12 protein-coding genes are annotated in these 16,949 nt (G+C 72.5%); all 12 read left to right on the forward strand.

The window, feature by feature from the left end; translation table 11 throughout:
* Positions 1–54 precede the first annotated feature (54 nt).
* The 12 genes from AC0QU1_RS10815 to AC0QU1_RS10870 all read left to right on the forward strand — a co-directional run bounded on the left by AC0QU1_RS10815 (position 55) and on the right by AC0QU1_RS10870 (position 16,860).
* Positions 55–2,835: a tetratricopeptide repeat protein gene (locus AC0QU1_RS10815; protein ID WP_483576381.1), complete on the forward strand. Its 2,781-nt coding sequence runs from the start codon at positions 55–57 to the stop codon at positions 2,833–2,835.
* A gap of 82 nt (positions 2,836–2,917) precedes the next feature.
* Complete coding sequence (gene uvrA, locus AC0QU1_RS10820) at positions 2,918–5,890, forward strand: excinuclease ABC subunit UvrA (RefSeq protein WP_483576382.1); 2,973 nt, start codon at positions 2,918–2,920, stop codon at positions 5,888–5,890.
* A 125-nt stretch (positions 5,891–6,015) separates the two neighbouring features.
* Positions 6,016–7,098: a C2 family cysteine protease gene (locus tag AC0QU1_RS10825; protein WP_483576383.1), complete on the forward strand. Its 1,083-nt coding sequence runs from the start codon at positions 6,016–6,018 to the stop codon at positions 7,096–7,098.
* Positions 7,099–7,130: 32 nt separating this feature from the next.
* Complete coding sequence (locus AC0QU1_RS10830) at positions 7,131–7,430, forward strand: hypothetical protein (protein ID WP_483576384.1); 300 nt, start codon at positions 7,131–7,133, stop codon at positions 7,428–7,430.
* Positions 7,431–7,502: 72 nt separating this feature from the next.
* Positions 7,503–7,988 (forward strand): OsmC family protein, encoded by a 486-nt coding sequence (locus tag AC0QU1_RS10835; protein ID WP_483576385.1) that lies wholly within the window; start codon positions 7,503–7,505, stop codon positions 7,986–7,988.
* 89 nt (positions 7,989–8,077) lie between these two features.
* Positions 8,078–10,057, forward strand: coding sequence for an excinuclease ABC subunit UvrC (gene uvrC / locus AC0QU1_RS10840; RefSeq protein ID WP_483576386.1), 1,980 nt, complete (start codon positions 8,078–8,080; stop codon positions 10,055–10,057).
* 20 nt (positions 10,058–10,077) lie between these two features.
* Complete coding sequence (gene rapZ, locus AC0QU1_RS10845; RefSeq protein ID WP_483576387.1) at positions 10,078–11,016, forward strand: RNase adapter RapZ; 939 nt, start codon at positions 10,078–10,080, stop codon at positions 11,014–11,016.
* On the forward strand, positions 11,013–12,023 hold the full coding sequence (locus tag AC0QU1_RS10850) for a gluconeogenesis factor YvcK family protein (protein ID WP_483576388.1): 1,011 nt from the start codon (positions 11,013–11,015) through the stop codon (positions 12,021–12,023). The genes rapZ and AC0QU1_RS10850 overlap by 4 nt, the downstream gene beginning before the upstream one ends.
* Positions 12,024–12,261: 238 nt before the next feature.
* Positions 12,262–13,134 carry a DUF1684 domain-containing protein gene (locus AC0QU1_RS10855; RefSeq protein ID WP_483576389.1) on the forward strand — a complete coding sequence of 291 codons (873 nt, stop codon included), beginning with the start codon at positions 12,262–12,264 and terminating at the stop codon, positions 13,132–13,134.
* Positions 13,135–13,247: 113 nt separating this feature from the next.
* Positions 13,248–14,228, forward strand: coding sequence for a DNA-binding protein WhiA (gene whiA, locus AC0QU1_RS10860; protein ID WP_483576390.1), 981 nt, complete (start codon positions 13,248–13,250; stop codon positions 14,226–14,228).
* A 302-nt stretch (positions 14,229–14,530) separates the two neighbouring features.
* Positions 14,531–15,535 (forward strand): type I glyceraldehyde-3-phosphate dehydrogenase, encoded by a 1,005-nt coding sequence (gene gap, locus AC0QU1_RS10865; protein WP_483576391.1) that lies wholly within the window; start codon positions 14,531–14,533, stop codon positions 15,533–15,535.
* A 125-nt stretch (positions 15,536–15,660) separates the two neighbouring features.
* A complete protein-coding gene (locus AC0QU1_RS10870) occupies positions 15,661–16,860 on the forward strand; it encodes a phosphoglycerate kinase (protein WP_483576392.1) in 1,200 nt (399 codons plus the stop codon).
* Positions 16,861–16,949 lie beyond the last annotated feature (89 nt).

Raw genomic sequence — 16,949 nt, forward strand, 5'->3', positions numbered from 1 at the left:
CTCTTGCAGTCCTGGACATGCGTCCGGTTGACTTTGACCGTGGTGGTCTCGGACATGTCGACCAGGCTGGCCGCCGCGGTCCGAGCCGCCCGTACGGCGGTGCGCCGCGGCCCGCTCTCGGTTGCACCCGACGCCCCTCCGCCGGACGACCTCCACCGGCCCACAGCCCTGCTCGACCCCGCCCGGGCCGTGGTCCCGTTCCTGGGCCGGGAGCAGGAGCTGGCCGAGCTGCAGGCCTGGGCCGATGGTGCGGCGCAGACCAGCCTCCGCCTGGTCATCGGCCCCGCCGGCTACGGCAAGACCCGCCTCGCGCACGAGTTCGGCAACCGGCTCGCCGACTCCGGCTGGACCGTCGTCCCCGTGCCCCGCGGCCGTGAGGCCGCGACGCTGCGGACCAGGCCGCAGGGCGACGTGCTGTTCGTCGTGGACAACGCCGCCACGCGGCTCGGCCTCGGCGCGATGCTCGACGCCATCGCCCGCCCGGCGGCCGGCAAGCTCCGGGTCCTGTTCCTGGCCCGGGTGGGCGGCGAGTGGCTGCGCCGCCTGCGCTGGGGCTCGACGCTCTGGCGGCAGCTCGAGCACGGCGACGCCACGCAGACCGCGCTGGACCTGCCGCTCGGCCCCGGCCTGACCGACGCCGACGTGCTCGCCGCCGCCGTGACCGCGTACGCGGAGCACCTCGGCGTCGAACGTCCCGCGGTACCGGCCCTCCCCACGCCCGCCCAGCACGGCGCCACCCGCGTGGTCGACCTGCACGCGGCGGCCGCGCTCGCCGTCGTCGCGGCGGCGAACGGCTCGGCCGCGGCGGGCGAGCGCGGCCCGGTCCGCGCGCTCCTCGACGTCGCGGCGGACTCCTGGGTCCGCTCGGCGCGGGACGCGGGGCTCGAGCTGACCGTCGACGAGGTGCAGGACGTCGTCGCGGCGGCGTGCCTGCTCGGCGCGGACGACGCGGCGAGCGCGCGCGACGTGCTGCGCCGCGTCGTGCCAGGACTGCCCTGGCGGGCCGGCGCGCGCTGGCTCCTCGGCCTCCAGGACTCCGTGGTGGAGCTGGGGTCGAGCGCCGCCGGCCACGACCGGGTCGGCGACCTGCTCATCGCGGAGCGGCTCGGCCGGTCGGTCGGCCTGGTCGGCTCGTGCACGTGGGGCCTGTCCCGGAAGGTGGCGCTCCGGGTCGTGCGGGTGGCCCGCCGCCTGGAGGTGGAGCTGAGCGAGGTGCCCGGCGTGGTCGCGCTGGCGAGCGAGCTCCTGCGCCGCGCGACGGACTCCTGCGGCGACGACCCGCGCGCCATGCGGACGATGTTCCTGCTCAAGCCGCGCAGCTTCAAGAACGCCACCTCGGACGACGTCGACAGGGGCGAGCTGGCCGTCGCGGCGGCGCGGGACGCCGTCGGCCGGGCAGAGGCCCTCGTCGACCTCGGGACCGCCCTGAAGGACTGCGGGCGGCTCGCGGAGGCGCTGGACGCGCTGGACAGCGCCGTCGCCGCGTGGCGGCGCATCGCGACGGGTGACCCGGACCGGTACCGCACGGCACTGGTCGGCGCGCTCCACGCGCAGGGCTCGGCGCTCTGGGAGGCCGGGCTGGCCCAGGAGGCCCTCGCGCTACAGCTCGAGTCGGTCGAGCTGTGCCGGGCCGGTCCGGCGCGCGACCGGTCGTGGATCGAGGCGGAGCTGGCGCGCCCCCTCATCAACCTGGCGGTCACCCAGTTCGAGCTGGGCCACACCAAGGAGTACGAGGAGACCGTCACGGAGGTCATCCCGATCCTGCGGACCCTCGTGGCCCGCGACCCACGGCAGTGGGGCGTGTCCCTGGCGCTGACGCTGTCCAACCGGTCGGTGGCCCTCACGGAGGGCCGGCGGGAGGGAGCCCCTGCGATGGCGCAGGAGGCCGTGGACCTGTGCCGCCGGCTCATGCGGGAGGCGCCGGAGCGGCACCGGTACCAGCTCGCGCAGGCGCTGACGAACCTCGGCAACGCGTATGCGGCCCTCGGTCGCGACCTGGAGGCGATCGAGCCCGTGGTCGAGGCCGTCGCCATCCGGCGCGACCTGGCCAGGGAGAACCCGGCGGTGCACACCTGGACGCTCGCCTACAGCCTCGCGTCGCTCGGGGCGCTGCGCTCGCGGCTCGGCGAGCTGGACGAGGCCATAGCCATCGAGCGGGAGGCCGTCCTGCTCCGCCGCCGGCTCGTCCGCGAGAACCCGGCCCGGTTCCGCCGGATGCTCGCGGCCTCCCTGTCGAACCTCGCCGTCACCTACTCCCGGGCCGGTGAGCCCGACGAGGCGCTCCCCCTGGAGCAGGAGGCGGTGGCGATCCGGCGCGGCCTGGCGGAGGAGGGCCAGCCCGGCGAGCAGTACCTCGCGCGCTCGCTGTCGAACCTCGGCGTGCTGTACTCGGAGCTCGGCCGGGCCGCCGACGCCGTGGCGCCCACCGAGGAGGCGGTGGCCCAGCTCCGGCTGCTCGCTGCGAGCGACCCCGACCGCTTCCAGCCCGACCTCGCCGACGCGCTGCTCAACCTCGGCGCCGCCCTCATCGACGCGGGCCGTCCGGAGCAGGGCATCGAGCCGACGGCGGAGGCCGTGCGCGTGCGCAGGGAGCTCGCCCGCCGCGGCCCCGACGTGCACCTGCCGGGCCTCGCGGCCGCGCTGTCCAACCTGGTGTCCGTGCACCTCGACCTCGCGCGGTACGACGCGGCGGCCGAGTACGCGCAGGAGGTCGTGGACGTCCGGCGCCGGCTCGTCGACGGGTCCTACGCCCACGAGCGGGACCTGCTGCGCGCGCTGGACCTGCAGGCCCGCGTGCGCCGCGCGGCCCCCGTCGACGGCCGTGCGGTGCGCTGACCCGCGCGGGGTGTGACGAGTCAGTCAGACCGATTCATAGAACAGGCGTGCGAATGTCAGTGGGCCGCCCTAGGATGCCTCTGTGAGCAATCGTCTCGTCATCTCCGGTGCCCGTGAGCACAACCTGAAGAACGTCGACCTGGACCTCCCGAGGGACCGGCTGATCGTGTTCACGGGGCTCTCGGGCTCGGGCAAGTCGTCGCTCGCGTTCGACACGATCTTCGCCGAGGGTCAGCGCCGGTACGTCGAGTCCCTGTCCGCGTACGCGCGCCAGTTCCTCGGCCAGATGGACAAGCCGGACGTCGACTTCATCGAGGGCCTGTCGCCCGCGGTGTCGATCGACCAGAAGTCCACCAACCGCAACCCGCGCTCGACGGTGGGCACCATCACGGAGGTCTACGACTACCTGCGCCTGCTCTACGCGCGCGCAGGCACGCAGTACTGCCCGGTGTGCGGCGAGAAGGTGCAGTCGCAGACGCCGCAGCAGATCGTGGACCAGATCCTCGAGCTGCCAGAGAACACGCGGTACCAGGTACTCGCCCCGGTGGTGCGCGGCCGCAAGGGCGAGTACGCGGACCTGTTCAAGGAGCTCCAGGCCAAGGGCTTCGCGCGTGCCCGGGTCGACGGCGAGGTCGTGCAGCTCACCGACCCGCCGACGCTGGAGAAGAAGCTCAAGCACGACATCGAGGTGGTCGTGGACCGGCTCGTGTCGCGCGAGGGCGTGCAGCGCCGCCTCACCGACTCCGTGGAGACCGCGCTCGCCCTGGCGGGCGGTCTGGTGATGATCGAGCTGGTCGACGCGGACATCGACGACCTGGGCCGCACCCGCAAGTTCTCCGAGAAGCGGGCCTGCCCCAACGAGCACCCGCTGGCGCTCGACGAGATCGAGCCGCGCACCTTCTCGTTCAACGCGCCCTACGGCGCGTGCCCCGAGTGCACCGGCATCGGCTTCCGCCTGGAGGTCGACCCGGACCTCATCGTCCCGGACGACGAGAAGACCCTGCGCGAGGGTGCCGTCGCCCCGTGGGCGCAGACGTCGTCGGAGTACTTCGAGCGGGTGCTGACGGCGCTGGCCGACGAGATGAAGTTCTCGATGGACGTGCCGTGGCGTGCCCTGCCCGAGCGCGCGAAGGACGCGATCCTGCACGGGCGCGACCACAAGGTGCACGTGCGGTACAAGAACCGGTGGGGCCGCGAGCGGCAGTACTCGACCGGGTTCGAGGGCGCCGTGACGTTCCTGGAGCGCCGGCACCGGGAGACCGACTCGGACTGGTCGAAGGAGAAGTACGAGGCCTACATGCGCGAGGTCCCGTGCCCCACGTGCGGCGGCGCGCGGCTCAAGCCGGAGGTGCTGGCGGTCAAGGTGGACGGGCTGTCCATCGCCGACGTCTGCCGCCTCCCGGTGGGCGAGGCCGCCGAGTTCCTCAAGGGCATAGAGCTCGGCGTGCGCGAGGCGCAGATCGCCACCGAGGTGCTCAAGGAGATCCACGCGCGCCTGGGCTTCCTGCTCGACGTCGGGCTGCACTACCTCACGCTGGAGCGTCCAGCGGGCACGCTGTCCGGCGGCGAGGCGCAGCGCATCCGGCTCGCCACCCAGATCGGCTCCGGCCTGGTCGGCGTGCTGTACGTGCTGGACGAGCCGTCGATCGGCCTGCACCAGCGCGACAACCGGCGCCTCATCGACACGCTGACCCGCCTGCGGGACCTGGGCAACACGCTCATCGTCGTCGAGCACGACGAGGACACCATCCGGGCGGCGGACTGGATCGTCGACATCGGCCCGGGCGCCGGCGAGCACGGCGGCGACGTCATCCACTCGGGCGACTACGCGGGGCTGCTGGAGCAGAAGGACTCGCTCACGGGCGCGTACCTGGCCGGGCGGCGCTCGATCCCGGTCCCGGCCCAGCGGCGGGCGACCGACCGGGACCGGCAGGTCACGGTGGTGGGCGCGCGGGAGAACAACCTGCGCGACGTCGACGTGTCGTTCCCGCTCGGCGTGCTGACGGTGGTGTCTGGCGTCTCGGGGTCGGGCAAGTCGACGCTCGTGAACTCGATCCTGTACACCGTCATGGCCAACCAGCTCAACGGTGCCCGCCGGGTGGCGGGCCGGCACACCCGCGTCACGGGCCTGGACCACCTCGACAAGGTGGTGCACGTGGACCAGGGGCCGATCGGCCGTACGCCGCGGTCGAACCCCGCCACGTACACCGGCGTGTGGGACCGGATCCGCAAGATCTTCGCGGAGACCGAGGAGGCCAAGGTCCGCGGCTACGGGCCGGGCCGGTTCTCGTTCAACGTCAAGGGCGGCCGCTGCGAGGCGTGCGCGGGCGACGGCACGATCAAGATCGAGATGAACTTCCTGCCGGACGTCTACGTGCCGTGCGAGGTCTGCCACGGGGCGCGGTACAACCGCGAGACCCTCGAGGTGCACTTCAAGGGCAAGACGGTCGCCGACGTCCTCGACATGCCGATCGAGGAGGCCGCCGAGTTCTTCAAGGCGTTCCCCGCGATCTCGCGGCACCTGTCCACGCTGGTCGACGTCGGCCTGGGGTACGTGCGGCTGGGGCAGCCGGCGCCCACGCTGTCCGGCGGCGAGGCGCAGCGCGTCAAGCTGGCGGCGGAGCTGCAGAAGCGGTCGTCGGGCCGCTCGGCGTACGTCCTGGACGAGCCGACCACGGGCCTGCACTTCGAGGACGTCCGCCGGCTGCTCGGGGTGCTGCAGTCGCTCGCCGACAAGGGCAACACGGTGATCGTGATCGAGCACAACCTCGACGTCATCAAGAGCGCCGACTGGGTCATCGACATGGGGCCGGAGGGCGGCAGCGGCGGCGGCACGGTCGTGGCGCAGGGCACCCCCGAGGCGGTGGCGGCCGTGCCGGAGTCGCACACGGGGACGTACCTCGCCGAGATCCTCGACGTCGTGGCGCCCGCGGAGGGCGCGGCGGGCAGTGCCGCGGCCAACACCGCCGCGACGAGCAACGGGAAGTCGAAGGCCACCAAGGCGAAGGGGGCAGCGCCGGGCCGGGCGCGGCGTGCGGCGGCCGTGGCGGGCTGAGGAGACCGGGTCGGCCGGACGCCCGATCCGGCCTCCCGCGCAATGGGTAGAGGTACCCGGGCCGCACTGTGGAGCCGCCGCTGAGCGGTGCTCTACAGTGATCCCCGACGAGGGAGGTGCCTGGGATGTCGGAGATGTACGGCGCGGATATCAGCGCGCTGCGAGCGCTCGGCAACACGATGGTCCAGCAGAGCGACGTGCTCGAGGCCGCTGTCGGCCAGATCACGCAGGCCGTGACCACGACGGAGTGGTTCGGCCCGGACCACGAGGGGTTCCTCGACGAGTGGCACACGACGCACGCCAGCGCGCTGCGGGCGGTCGCGCTGGGCCTGCTGGAGACCGGTCGGCGGGTCATCGAGAACGCGGACGCCCAGGAGCGGACGAGCGACACGTACGAGGGTGGCGGTGTCGCCGGCCCGGCCCCCGAGGGCACGGACCAGAGCTCGCCCGACGGACAGGGGCAGGGGGACAAGGCGGTCGGCGACCTCGGCGACCTGGAGGACGCCGGGCAGGTGCCGCTCGACGACCAGGCGATCGACGCGAGCGAGATCGACCAGGGAAGCCTCGCCGACTGCTGGTTCCTCGCCTCGGCGGGCGCCATTGCCGAGCAGAATCCGGAATGGATCCAGCAGCACATCCAGCGCAACCCGGACGGCACCTACACCGTGACGTTCTACGAGGACGGCGAGCCGGTGGAGATCACCGTCGACTCGAACGTCTACGAGAACGCCGCGGGGGCCCCGAACGGCGATCCGTCGTGGATCTCCATCTACGAGAAGGCCGCCGTGGAGTACCTGGGCGGCGAGTACGACGACATCGAGTACGACAACCCCGCCCGGGCGCTGGAGATGATGACGGGCAAGGACACGTCGAGCGACTCGCTCGACCCGACGTGGCCGTGGCAGGACCCGCCGAGCCTGGAGTCCATCGGCGACCGCCTCGCCAACGGCGAGCCGGTCGTGGCCTCCAGCCCCGACGGCGGCGGCTGGTTCGGCGACCCGCCCCCGGACCAGGAGGTCGTCAACAACCACGTCTACGTCGTGGAGAGCGTCTCGTCCGACGGCGAGACGATCACGCTGGTCAACCCCTGGGGCCCGGACGGCGGTACGGGCTCGGACGGGCAGCACAAGCCCGGGACCATCACGATGACGGCGGACGAGTTCTATGAGAACTTCGACTCCGTGACCTACGGCGAGTCGACGTCGTGACCGATTCCGCCGAGCGAGTGGGAGGGACTGCCGTGGCAGACGACACGGGAAGGAGCCCGGGCGCGGCTCCCGTCGTCCGGGTGAAGCAGAGTGCCCAGATGCGGATCGGTGCCACGCGGATCGGCGTCATGATCGCCGGGCCGCGTGACGGCGTGCCGACGGCGCGCCTCCTCGTCCGGTCCGACGGCGGGCAGCGGGCCACGGTCGACGTCGAGGTCGGCGGGCGGGTCGACCTGTTCGGCGAGGGTGTGCTGGAGCTCGTCGGCGTGGAGGGCGGGCGCACGCCGAAGGAGAAGAGCGCGATCACGGTCCGCCACGTCCGGCAGGCGTGACGGCCGCCGTGGGGTCCTGCGGGATGGTGCGAGACGTGGCCCTCGTCACCCCGCACGGCTAGGGTGAGCAGCATGAGCGGAGCCACGCATGACTACGCCGTGACGGTGCGGTGGACGGGCGCTGGGGACGCGGGTACGGCGTCGTACACCTCGTACTCGCGCGACCACGAGGTCGACCTGCCGCACAAGCCGCCGCTGCTCGGGTCCTCCGACCCGGCGTTCCGGGGCGACCCGCACCGGAACAGCCCCGAGGAGCTGTTCGTCGCCAGCCTGAGCCAGTGCCACATGCTGTGGTTCCTGCACCTGGCCGCCGAGTCCGGCCTGGTCGTGCGGGAGTACACCGACGGGGCGACCGGCACCATGCGGGTCGAGTCGCGCGGTGAGGGCGCGTTCACGGACGTGACGCTGCACCCGAAGGTCGTTGTGGACCCGGGCGAGCTCGCGACCGACGAGCACGTGGCCGCCCTGCACCACAAGGCGCACGCGATGTGCTTCATCGCGCGGTCGGTGAACTTCCCGGTGCACGTCTCGCCGGTGCCGCTCGCGGTCTCCGTCTGACCCGCCCGGCAGGGAACGCCGTCGGCGGTCCCACCCGGCCACGGCCAGGGTCGGTCTCGCATGTCAGTGGCAGCGCATAGGTTGGGTGCATGGCGGATCCAGCTACCTATCGACCCAAGGCGGGAGAGGTCCCGACGTCGCCCGGTGTCTACCGGTTCCGCGACGAGCACGGCCGGGTCATCTACGTGGGCAAGGCGAAGAACCTGCGCGCACGCCTGGCGAACTACTTCCAGGACGTGGCGCACCTGCACGAGCGCACGCAGCGCATGGTGAGCACGGCCGCGTCGGTCGAGTGGACGGTGGTGGGCACGGAGGTCGAGGCGCTGGCCCTCGAGTTCACCTGGATCCAGCAGTACGACCCGCGGTTCAACGTGAAGTACCGGGACGACAAGTCCTACCCGTACCTGGCCGTGACGCTCGGCGAGGAGGTGCCGCGCGCCCAGGTGATGCGCGGGGCCAAGCGCAAGGGCACGCGGTACTTCGGCCCGTACGGGCACGCGTGGGCCATCCGCGAGACCCTCGACCTGCTGCTGCGGGTGTTCCCGATCCGGACTTGCTCGGCGGGCGTCTACAAGCGGGCGGGCCAGTCGGGCCGCCCGTGCCTGCTCGGGTACATCGACAAGTGCTCCGCGCCGTGCGTGGGCCGGATCAGCGTGGAGGACCACCGCGCGCTGGTCCTGGACTTCTGCGACTTCATGGCGGGCGACACCGCCAAGTTCGAGCGCCGGCTGACCAAGCGCATGCAGGAGGCCGCCGCCGAGATGGAGTACGAGCAGGCCGCGCGCCTGCGCGACGACATCGAGGCGCTCCGCCGCGCCACCGAGAAGAACGCGGTGGTGCTCGGCGACGCCACGGACGCCGACGTGTTCGCCCTGGTGGGCGACGAGCTGGAGGCGGCGGTCCAGGTGTTCCACGTGCGCGGCGGGCGCATCCGCGGCCAGCGCGGCTGGGTGGTCGAGAAGGTCGAGGACATCAGCGACGGCGAGCTCGTGGAGCACCTGCTGCAGCAGGTGTACGGGTCGGCGGAGGAGGCAACGGGGCTGGAGGCGCGGGACGCCGTGCCGCGCGAGGTCCTCGTCCCCGTGCTGCCGCCGGACCTGGACCAGGTGGGCGCCTGGCTCAGCGGGCTGCGCGGCGCGCGCGTGGACGTGCGCGTGCCCCAGCGCGGCGACAAGCGGGAGCTCGCCGAGACGGTCCGCAAGAACGCCGAGCACGCGCTCATGCTGCACCGCACGCGCCGCGCGGGTGACCTCACCACCCGCAGCCAGGCGCTGCGCGAGATCCAGGAGGCGCTCGACCTGGACTCGGCGCCCCTGCGCATCGAGTGCTACGACATCTCGCACACCCAGGGCACCTACCAGTCGGCGTCCATGGTGGTCTTCGAGGACGGCCTGCCCCGCAAGAGCGAGTACCGCTCGTTCAGCATCCGCGGCTCGGACGGCGACGGCGCCCGCGACGACACCCAGGCCATGCACGAGGTCATCACGCGCCGCTTCCGGCGCTACCTCGCCGACCGGCTCAAGGCGAACGACGTCGAGATGTCGGCGGGCGACGACCCCGCCGGCGAGGACCCCGCCGGGGCGCTGCCAGGGGGCGAGGTCGCCGCCGACGGACCCCAGGAGAAGGCGCGGTTCGCCTACCCGCCCAGCCTCGTGGTGGTCGACGGCGGCCCGCCGCAGGTCGCGGCCGCCAAGAAGGCGATGGACGAGCTCGGCATCACCGACGTCGCGCTGTGCGGCCTGGCCAAGCGCCTGGAGGAGGTGTGGCTGCCCGGCGAGGACTACCCGGTCATCCTGCAGCGCTCCAGCGAGGGCCTGTACCTGCTGCAGCGCGTCCGCGACGAGGCGCACCGGTTCGCGATCACGCAGCACCGCAGGCGGCGCAGCAAGGGCATGACCGCCTCCGTGCTCGACGACGTCCCCGGGCTCGGCCCGGCACGCAAGAAGATGCTGCTGGCCCACTTCGGCTCCCTCAAGCGCCTGCGGGCCGCGAGCGTCGAGGAGATCGCCAGCCTGCGCGGCATGGGCGACAAGACGGCCGAGGCGGTAGTGGCCGCCCTGAAAGGCTGACCGCTGGCATGCTTGGGGCCATGAGCAATGCCGAACCGTCGCCGACCACAGCCCCCGACGGGATCGCAGCGGTCGAGGCCGCCACCCACACCCCCGAACCGAACGAGCCCCAGGTGCTCGTGATCACCGGAATGTCGGGCGCCGGCCGCTCGCGGGCCGCCGCCGTCCTGGAGGACCTCGACTGGTACGTGGTCGACAACCTGCCGCCCATGATGCTCGTGCCCCTGGTCGACCTCATGGCCAAGGGGTCGAGCATCGAGCGCGTGGCGGTCGTCGTGGACGTGCGCGGCAGGCACTTCTTCTCGGAGCTCGACAAGGTGCTCGTGCACATGACCGAGGCCGGCGTCGCCTACCGGATCCTGTTCCTCGACGCGAGCGACGAGGTGCTCGTACGCCGCTTCGAGCAGGTGCGCCGCCCGCACCCGCTGCAGGGCGACGGCCGGATCCTGGACGGCATCGCCGAGGAGCGGTCCGTCGTCGCCACGCTCGCCGCCCGCGCCGACCTGCGGATCGACACCTCCGACCTGTCCGTGCACGACCTCGCCCGGGAGATCCGGGCGTGGCTCGCGCACGACATCAACGAGGTGCTGCGCATCAACGTCATCTCGTTCGGCTTCAAGTACGGCATCCCCCTGGACGCGGACCACGTGGTGGACGTACGGTTCCTGGCCAACCCGTACTGGATCACCGAGCTGCGGCACCTGACCGGGCGCGACCAGCCGGTGCGCGACTACGTGCTCGCCCGCCCGGGCGCCGTCGAGTTCGTGGACCGCTACGTCGAGGCCCTGGCCCCCGTGCTCGCCGGCTACCTCAACGAGGAGAAGCGCTACGTGACCATCGCCGTGGGATGCACGGGCGGCAAGCACCGCTCCGTCGCCATCTCGGAAGCCATCGCCGAGCGGCTGCGCGCCAAGGGGCAGCTCGTCACCGTCTCGGCACGCGACCTGGGCCGCGAATGATCCCGCACGCACCAGGGGTGCCCGACGTCCCGGCACCCGAGTGGAGCAAGAACCCGTCCGTCGTCGCCCTGGGCGGCGGCCACGGGCTGTCCGCCAGCCTGTCCGCGCTGCGCCTCATGTCCGACCGCCTCACCGCCGTCGTGACGGTGGCCGACGACGGCGGCTCGTCGGGACGGCTGCGCGACGAGCTCGACGTGCTGCCCCCGGGCGACCTGCGGATGGCGCTCGCGGCCCTGTGCGACGACTCCGAGTGGGGCCGCACGTGGAGCGCGATGCTGCAGCACCGCTTCTCGTCGTCGGGGGCGCTGGACAACCACGCCATGGGCAACCTGCTGATCGTGGCGCTCTGGGAGCTGCTCGGCGACGAGGTGGAGGGCCTGGACTGGGTGGGCCGCCTGCTCGGCGCAAGGGGCCGGGTGCTGCCCATGGCCTCCGTGCCGCTCGTCGTGGAGGCGGACGTGCGGCACGCCGCCGCGCCGGGGGAGGCCGAGGCGCCGCTGGAGACCGTGGTCGGCCAGAGCCGCGTCGCCGTCACGCAGGGCCGGATCGAGCAGCTTCGCCTGCTCCCCGCCGACCCGCCCGCCTCACCCGAGGCGGTCCAGGCGGTGCTCGACGCCGACTGGGTGGTCCTTGGCCCGGGGTCCTGGTACTCGTCGGTGCTGGTCCACCTGCTCGTGCCCGAGCTGGCCGAGGCCCTGCACGCCACCAAGGCCCGGCGCTGCGTGACGCTCAACCTCTCCGCGGACAAGGGCGAGACGGCGGGCCTCACCGCCGTCGACCACCTGGAGGCGCTGCACAAGCATGCGCCCGGCCTGCGGATCGACGTGGTGCTCGCCGACCCGTCCGCCGTCGAGGACATCGAGGCGCTGGAGGTCGCCGCCGCGTCCATGGGCGCGCGCGTGATCATGCGACAGGTGCGCCGCGGCGACGACACCGCCCGGCACGACGGGCTGCGGCTGGCGGCGGCCTACCGGGACGTGTTCGAGGGCGTGTACGGCGACGTCTGACGGGCGGCCGGGGCCGGCCGGCCAGCCCGCCCCCGGGCGCTTCGTTGACATGACCTGGGCGGCGACGTAACTTCGGGCGAGCAGTATCCGACTGATCGAATAGACATTCGATCGGGAGGATAACTCGCGCCGTGACTTCACCCGCGGCGCGGCACAACAAGGTGGGTCGTCCGTCCGTCAGGAGCGGTGAAGGGGTCACCGCTCGCACCGGCGAGCACCCCGACCGGGAGGATCTGATATGACCGAGGCCCTGCGCACCGGGACGTCGAGCACGTCCGCCACCGACGACGCCGTCCGCGCGCACGCCGCGTGGCGCGCCGACCGCGAGCGTGAGCTGCGCGCGCCCCACGGGTGGCTCAGCCCGACGGCGTTGCTGTGGCCGACGGCGACACCCCGGCGGCTGCCCGGTGTGCCCGGCGAGTGGTGGGTCGCCGACGGCGTGCTGCACACCCGGCCGGCGCCCGGCGACACGGCGGTGCTGGTGGGCGAGCACATCGAGCCCGACGGCCCGACGGCGGTCGGCGTGGGCGAGGGGCGCGGCCGGATCATCGGCACCTTCCTGCCCAAGGGCCGGGACGGCTCCGCGGAGCCCAGCGAGGTGGCCGTCGAGGTGGTGGTGCGCACCGGCCGGTACGGCGTGCGGCTGCTCGACCCGCAGGCGGTCACGCGCACGGAGTTCTCCGGCGTCCCCGCGTTCGACTACGACCCGGCGTGGGTGCTGGACGTGCCCGTGCGCTGGTACGACGAGCCCGAGCCCGTCACGGTCGGCTCGGTCCGCCCGGGCCTCGTGCACCACGTCGAGGTGTTCGGCGAGGTCGACGTCGCGCGCGACGGGCGGAGCGCCACCCTCGCGCTCACCGGCACCCTCACCTCGCCCACCCTCGTGTTCAGCGACGAGGCCGACGGCGTCGCCCCGTGGCGGGCGCTCCAGGTGGCGCTGCCGGACGACACCGCCGAAGCCGGCCCCGCGACGTCGGACACGCTGCGCCTGGACCTGAACCGGGCGGTGAACCTGCCGCACGCGTTCACGGACTTCGGGACGGGCCCGGCGCCGCTGGTGGGCAACCACCTGCCGTTCGCCGTGACGGCGGGGGAGAAGGCGCCGCGATGAAAGACGCATTATCGCAGGCAGGGGGACATATGAGGCGACACGCCGGGACATTTCGCCCGAGTTTCCGCGATTCCACCACGTTCTTGCGGGCTTGACCATGGCAGTATGACGCCATGGCGCTCACGGGACAGGTCAAGGAGGAGCTCGCGCGGGTGAGGGTCGCGAAGACGTCGTGCCGCAAGGCAGAGGTCTCCGCGACGCTGAGGTTCTCCGGCGGGCTCCACATCATCTCCGGCCGGGTAGTGATCGAGGCGGAGCTCGACACGGAGTCGGCGGCGACCCGGCTGCGGCACGCCGTCCACGACCTGTACGGGCACACGAGCGAGCTGATCGTGGTGCAGGCGGGTGGCCTGCGCAAGAGCTCGCGGTTCGTGGTGCGCGTGGTGCGCGAGGGCGAGTCGCTCGCCCGCCAGACCGGCCTGCTCGACTCCCGCGGCCGCCCGGTGCGCGGGCTCGCGCCAGAGGTGGTGTCCGCGGGCGTGCAGGAGGCGGAGGCCGTGTGGCGCGGCGCGTTCCTCGCCCACGGCTCGCTGACCGAGCCCGGCCGGTCGATGGCGCTGGAGGTGACCAGCCCGGGGCCCGAGGCGGCGCTCGCGCTCGTCGGGGCGGCCCGCCGCCTGGGCGTCGCGGCCAAGTCCCGTGAGGTGCGCGGCATCGACCGCGTGGTGATCCGCGACGGCGACTCGATCGGGCGGATGCTGGAGCGTATGGGCGCGCCGGAGACGCTCAAGGTCTGGGAGGAGCGCAGGGAGCGCCGCGAGGTGCGCGGCACGGCGAACCGCCTGGCCAACTTCGACGACGCCAACCTGCGCCGCTCCGCCCGGGCCGCCGTCGCGGCGGGCGCCCGGGTCCAGCGGGCCTTCGAGATCCTGGGCGACGAGCTGCCCGACCACCTGCGCCAGGCCGGCGAGCTGCGGCTCGCGCACAAGCAGGCGTCGCTGGAGGAGCTGGGCCGGCTGGCCGAGCCGCAGCTCTCCAAGGACGCCGTGGCCGGCCGCATCCGCCGGCTGCTGTCGACGGCGGACAAGCGCGCGCTCGAGCTGGGCATCCCCGACACCGAGGCCGGGCTATCGGCGGACCTGCTCGACCTGTGAGCCCGCGCGGGTGAAAGAGCGCGCCTCTGCGGCGGTGCGCGCCGATCCGGGTTGTGAGAACGAACAGAACCGCGGGTTCCACGCTGTCCGGCTCGGGTCACGGTTGGGTGCTGTTCGGGTATAGGCTCGAAATCGTCAGGTGACGACGCCGTGACCATCGCGTTTCCCGTTCGGGTCGTCGCGGGGTCGCGGCGCCCGGAAAACCCTGGCGAACGCACTTCGCCGTCAGCTATCGACGGCAGTGGCGACAGAACCAAGGAAACGTGTGCGCCGGGACGGCCGGCGCCCCTGAGGAGGGCATTGTGACCATCCGCGTCGGCATCAACGGCTTCGGCCGTATCGGCAGGAACTTCTACCGGGCTCTCGTGGAGTCGGGTGCGGACATCGAGGTCGTCGGCGTGAACGACCTGACGGACAACAAGACGCTCGCGCACCTGCTCAAGTACGACACCGTGCTGGGCCGCTTCGGCAAGTCCGTCGACTTCGACGACGAGAACATCATCGTCGACGGCAAGAAGATCCGGGCGCTGGCCGAGCGCGACCCCGCGAACCTGCCCTGGGGCGAGCTGGGCGCTGACATCGTCATCGAGTCCACGGGCTTCTTCACGGACGCCACCAAGGCGAAGGCGCACATCGACGCCGGCGCCAAGAAGGTCATCATCTCGGCCCCGGCCAAGAACGAGGACGCGACCTTCGTGATGGGCGTCAACAACGAGCAGTACGACCCGGCGGCGCACCACATCATCTCGAACGCGTCGTGCACCACGAACTGCCTCGCCCCGCTGGCGAAGGCGCTGAACGACTCGATCGGCATCGAGCGTGGCCTCATGACCACGATCCACGCCTACACGGGTGACCAGAACCTGCAGGACGGCCCGCACAAGGACCTGCGCCGTGCCCGTGCGGCCGCGCAGAACATCGTGCCGACCACCACGGGTGCCGCCAAGGCCGTCGCTCTGGTGCTCCCGGAGCTCAAGGGCAAGCTCGACGGCTACGCCCTGCGCGTGCCCGTCATCACCGGCTCGGCCACGGACCTCACCTTCGAGGCGCCCAAGGACGTGACGGTCGAGGAGGTCAACGCGGCGGTCAAGGCGGCATCGGAGGGCCCGCTCAAGGGCATCCTCGAGTACGTCGAGGACGACATCGTCTCCTCGGACATCGTGACCAACCCGCACCAGAGCATCTTCGACGCCAAGCTCACCAAGGTGATCGGCAACCAGGTCAAGGTCGTCTCCTGGTACGACAACGAGTGGGGCTACTCGAACAGCCTCGTCTCGCTCACGGTGTTCGTCGGCGAGAAGCTCTGACGGCTCTCTCCCCGGCGTGAACCCCGACGTCCGCGTGCGCATCGGCCAGCCGGCGCACGCGGACGTCGTCATGTAACGGAACTCTGACCGGCCTCCTGGCGGCCGGTCCCCGACCTGGAGTGCTCATGAAGACCATCGACTCCCTCGGCGACCTGCGCGGCAAGCGCGTCCTGGTCCGCTCCGACTTCAACGTGCCGCTGGACGGTACGACCATCACCGACGACGGCCGCATCCGCGCCGCCCTACCCACGCTGCAGCGGCTGACCGGCGCCGGCGCGCGCGTCGTCGTCATGGCGCACCTGGGCCGCCCCAAGGGCACGCCGGACCCGCAGTACTCCCTCGCGCCCGTCGCCGCCCGCCTGGGCGAGCTGCTCGGGCAGGACGTCGCGCTCGCCGAGGACGTCGTCGGCGCGTCGGCGAAGGCGACGGTCGAGGCCCTGGCCGACGGCCAGGTCGCCCTGCTGGAGAACGTGCGGTTCGACGCCCGCGAGACCTCGAAGGTCGACGCGGAGCGCGCCGAGCTCGCGGGCGAGCTGGCGCAGCTCGCCGACGCGTTCGTCTCGGACGGCTTCGGCGTGGTGCACCGCAAGCAGGCGTCGGTGTACGACGTCGCGCAGGTGCTGCCGGCCGCTGCGGGCGACCTGGTGCTGAAGGAGGTCGAGTCGCTGTCGAAGGCCACCGGCGACCCCGAGCGCCCCTACGCGGTCGTGCTCGGCGGCTCGAAGGTGTCGGACAAGCTCGGCGTCATCGCGAACCTGCTGACCAAGGCGGACCGCCTGCTCGTCGGCGGCGGCATGGTCTTCACGTTCCTGACGGCCAAGGGGCTGTCGGTGGGCAACAGCCTGCTGGAGAGCGACCAGATCGACACGGTCAAGGGCTACCTGGCCACGGCAGAGGAGAACGGCGTCGAGATCGTGCTGCCGGTCGACATCGTCGCGGCGGACTCGTTCGCGGCCGACGCACCGCACCAGGTGGTCGCCGCCGACGCGATCCCGGACGGCACCATGGGCCTGGACATCGGCCCCGAGTCGGGCAAGCTGTTCGCCGACAAGCTGGGCGACGCGAAGACCATCGCGTGGAACGGCCCGATGGGCGTGTTCGAGTTCGAGGCGTTCGCGGCGGGCACCAAGGCCGTCGCACAGGGCATCGTCGACGCGACGACGGCCGGCGGGTTCTCCATCGTGGGCGGCGGCGACTCGGCCGCGGCCGTGCGCGCGCTCGGCTTCGACGAGTCCGGGTTCAGCCACATCTCGACCGGCGGCGGCGCGAGCCTGGAGCTGCTGGAGGGCAAGGAGCTCCCGGGCCTCACGGTCCTCGCGGACTGAGCCGCCCGGGCCCGAACAAGCCCGACCGGGCCCACCGACCAGACGTACCTCCCAGAGAAGGAAGAAACACGTGGCTACCACTCGCACGC

This window comes from Promicromonospora noduliphila, from assembly GCF_056951025.1.

What these genes read in the sequence shown, in the direction of transcription:
- AC0QU1_RS10815 (WP_483576381.1), top strand. Translation starts at nt 55, where the DNA reads ATGTCGACCAGGCTGGCCGCCGCGGTCCGAGCCGCCCGTACGGCGGTG.
- AC0QU1_RS10825 (WP_483576383.1), top strand. Translation starts at nt 6,016, where the DNA reads ATGTCGGAGATGTACGGCGCGGATATCAGCGCGCTGCGAGCGCTCGGC.
- AC0QU1_RS10835 (WP_483576385.1), top strand. Translation starts at nt 7,503, where the DNA reads ATGAGCGGAGCCACGCATGACTACGCCGTGACGGTGCGGTGGACGGGC.
- uvrC (WP_483576386.1), top strand. Translation starts at nt 8,078, where the DNA reads ATGGCGGATCCAGCTACCTATCGACCCAAGGCGGGAGAGGTCCCGACG.
- rapZ (WP_483576387.1), top strand. Translation starts at nt 10,078, where the DNA reads ATGAGCAATGCCGAACCGTCGCCGACCACAGCCCCCGACGGGATCGCA.
- AC0QU1_RS10850 (WP_483576388.1), top strand. Translation starts at nt 11,013, where the DNA reads ATGATCCCGCACGCACCAGGGGTGCCCGACGTCCCGGCACCCGAGTGG.
- AC0QU1_RS10855 (WP_483576389.1), top strand. Translation starts at nt 12,262, where the DNA reads ATGACCGAGGCCCTGCGCACCGGGACGTCGAGCACGTCCGCCACCGAC.
- whiA (WP_483576390.1), top strand. Translation starts at nt 13,248, where the DNA reads ATGGCGCTCACGGGACAGGTCAAGGAGGAGCTCGCGCGGGTGAGGGTC.
- AC0QU1_RS10870 (WP_483576392.1), top strand. Translation starts at nt 15,661, where the DNA reads ATGAAGACCATCGACTCCCTCGGCGACCTGCGCGGCAAGCGCGTCCTG.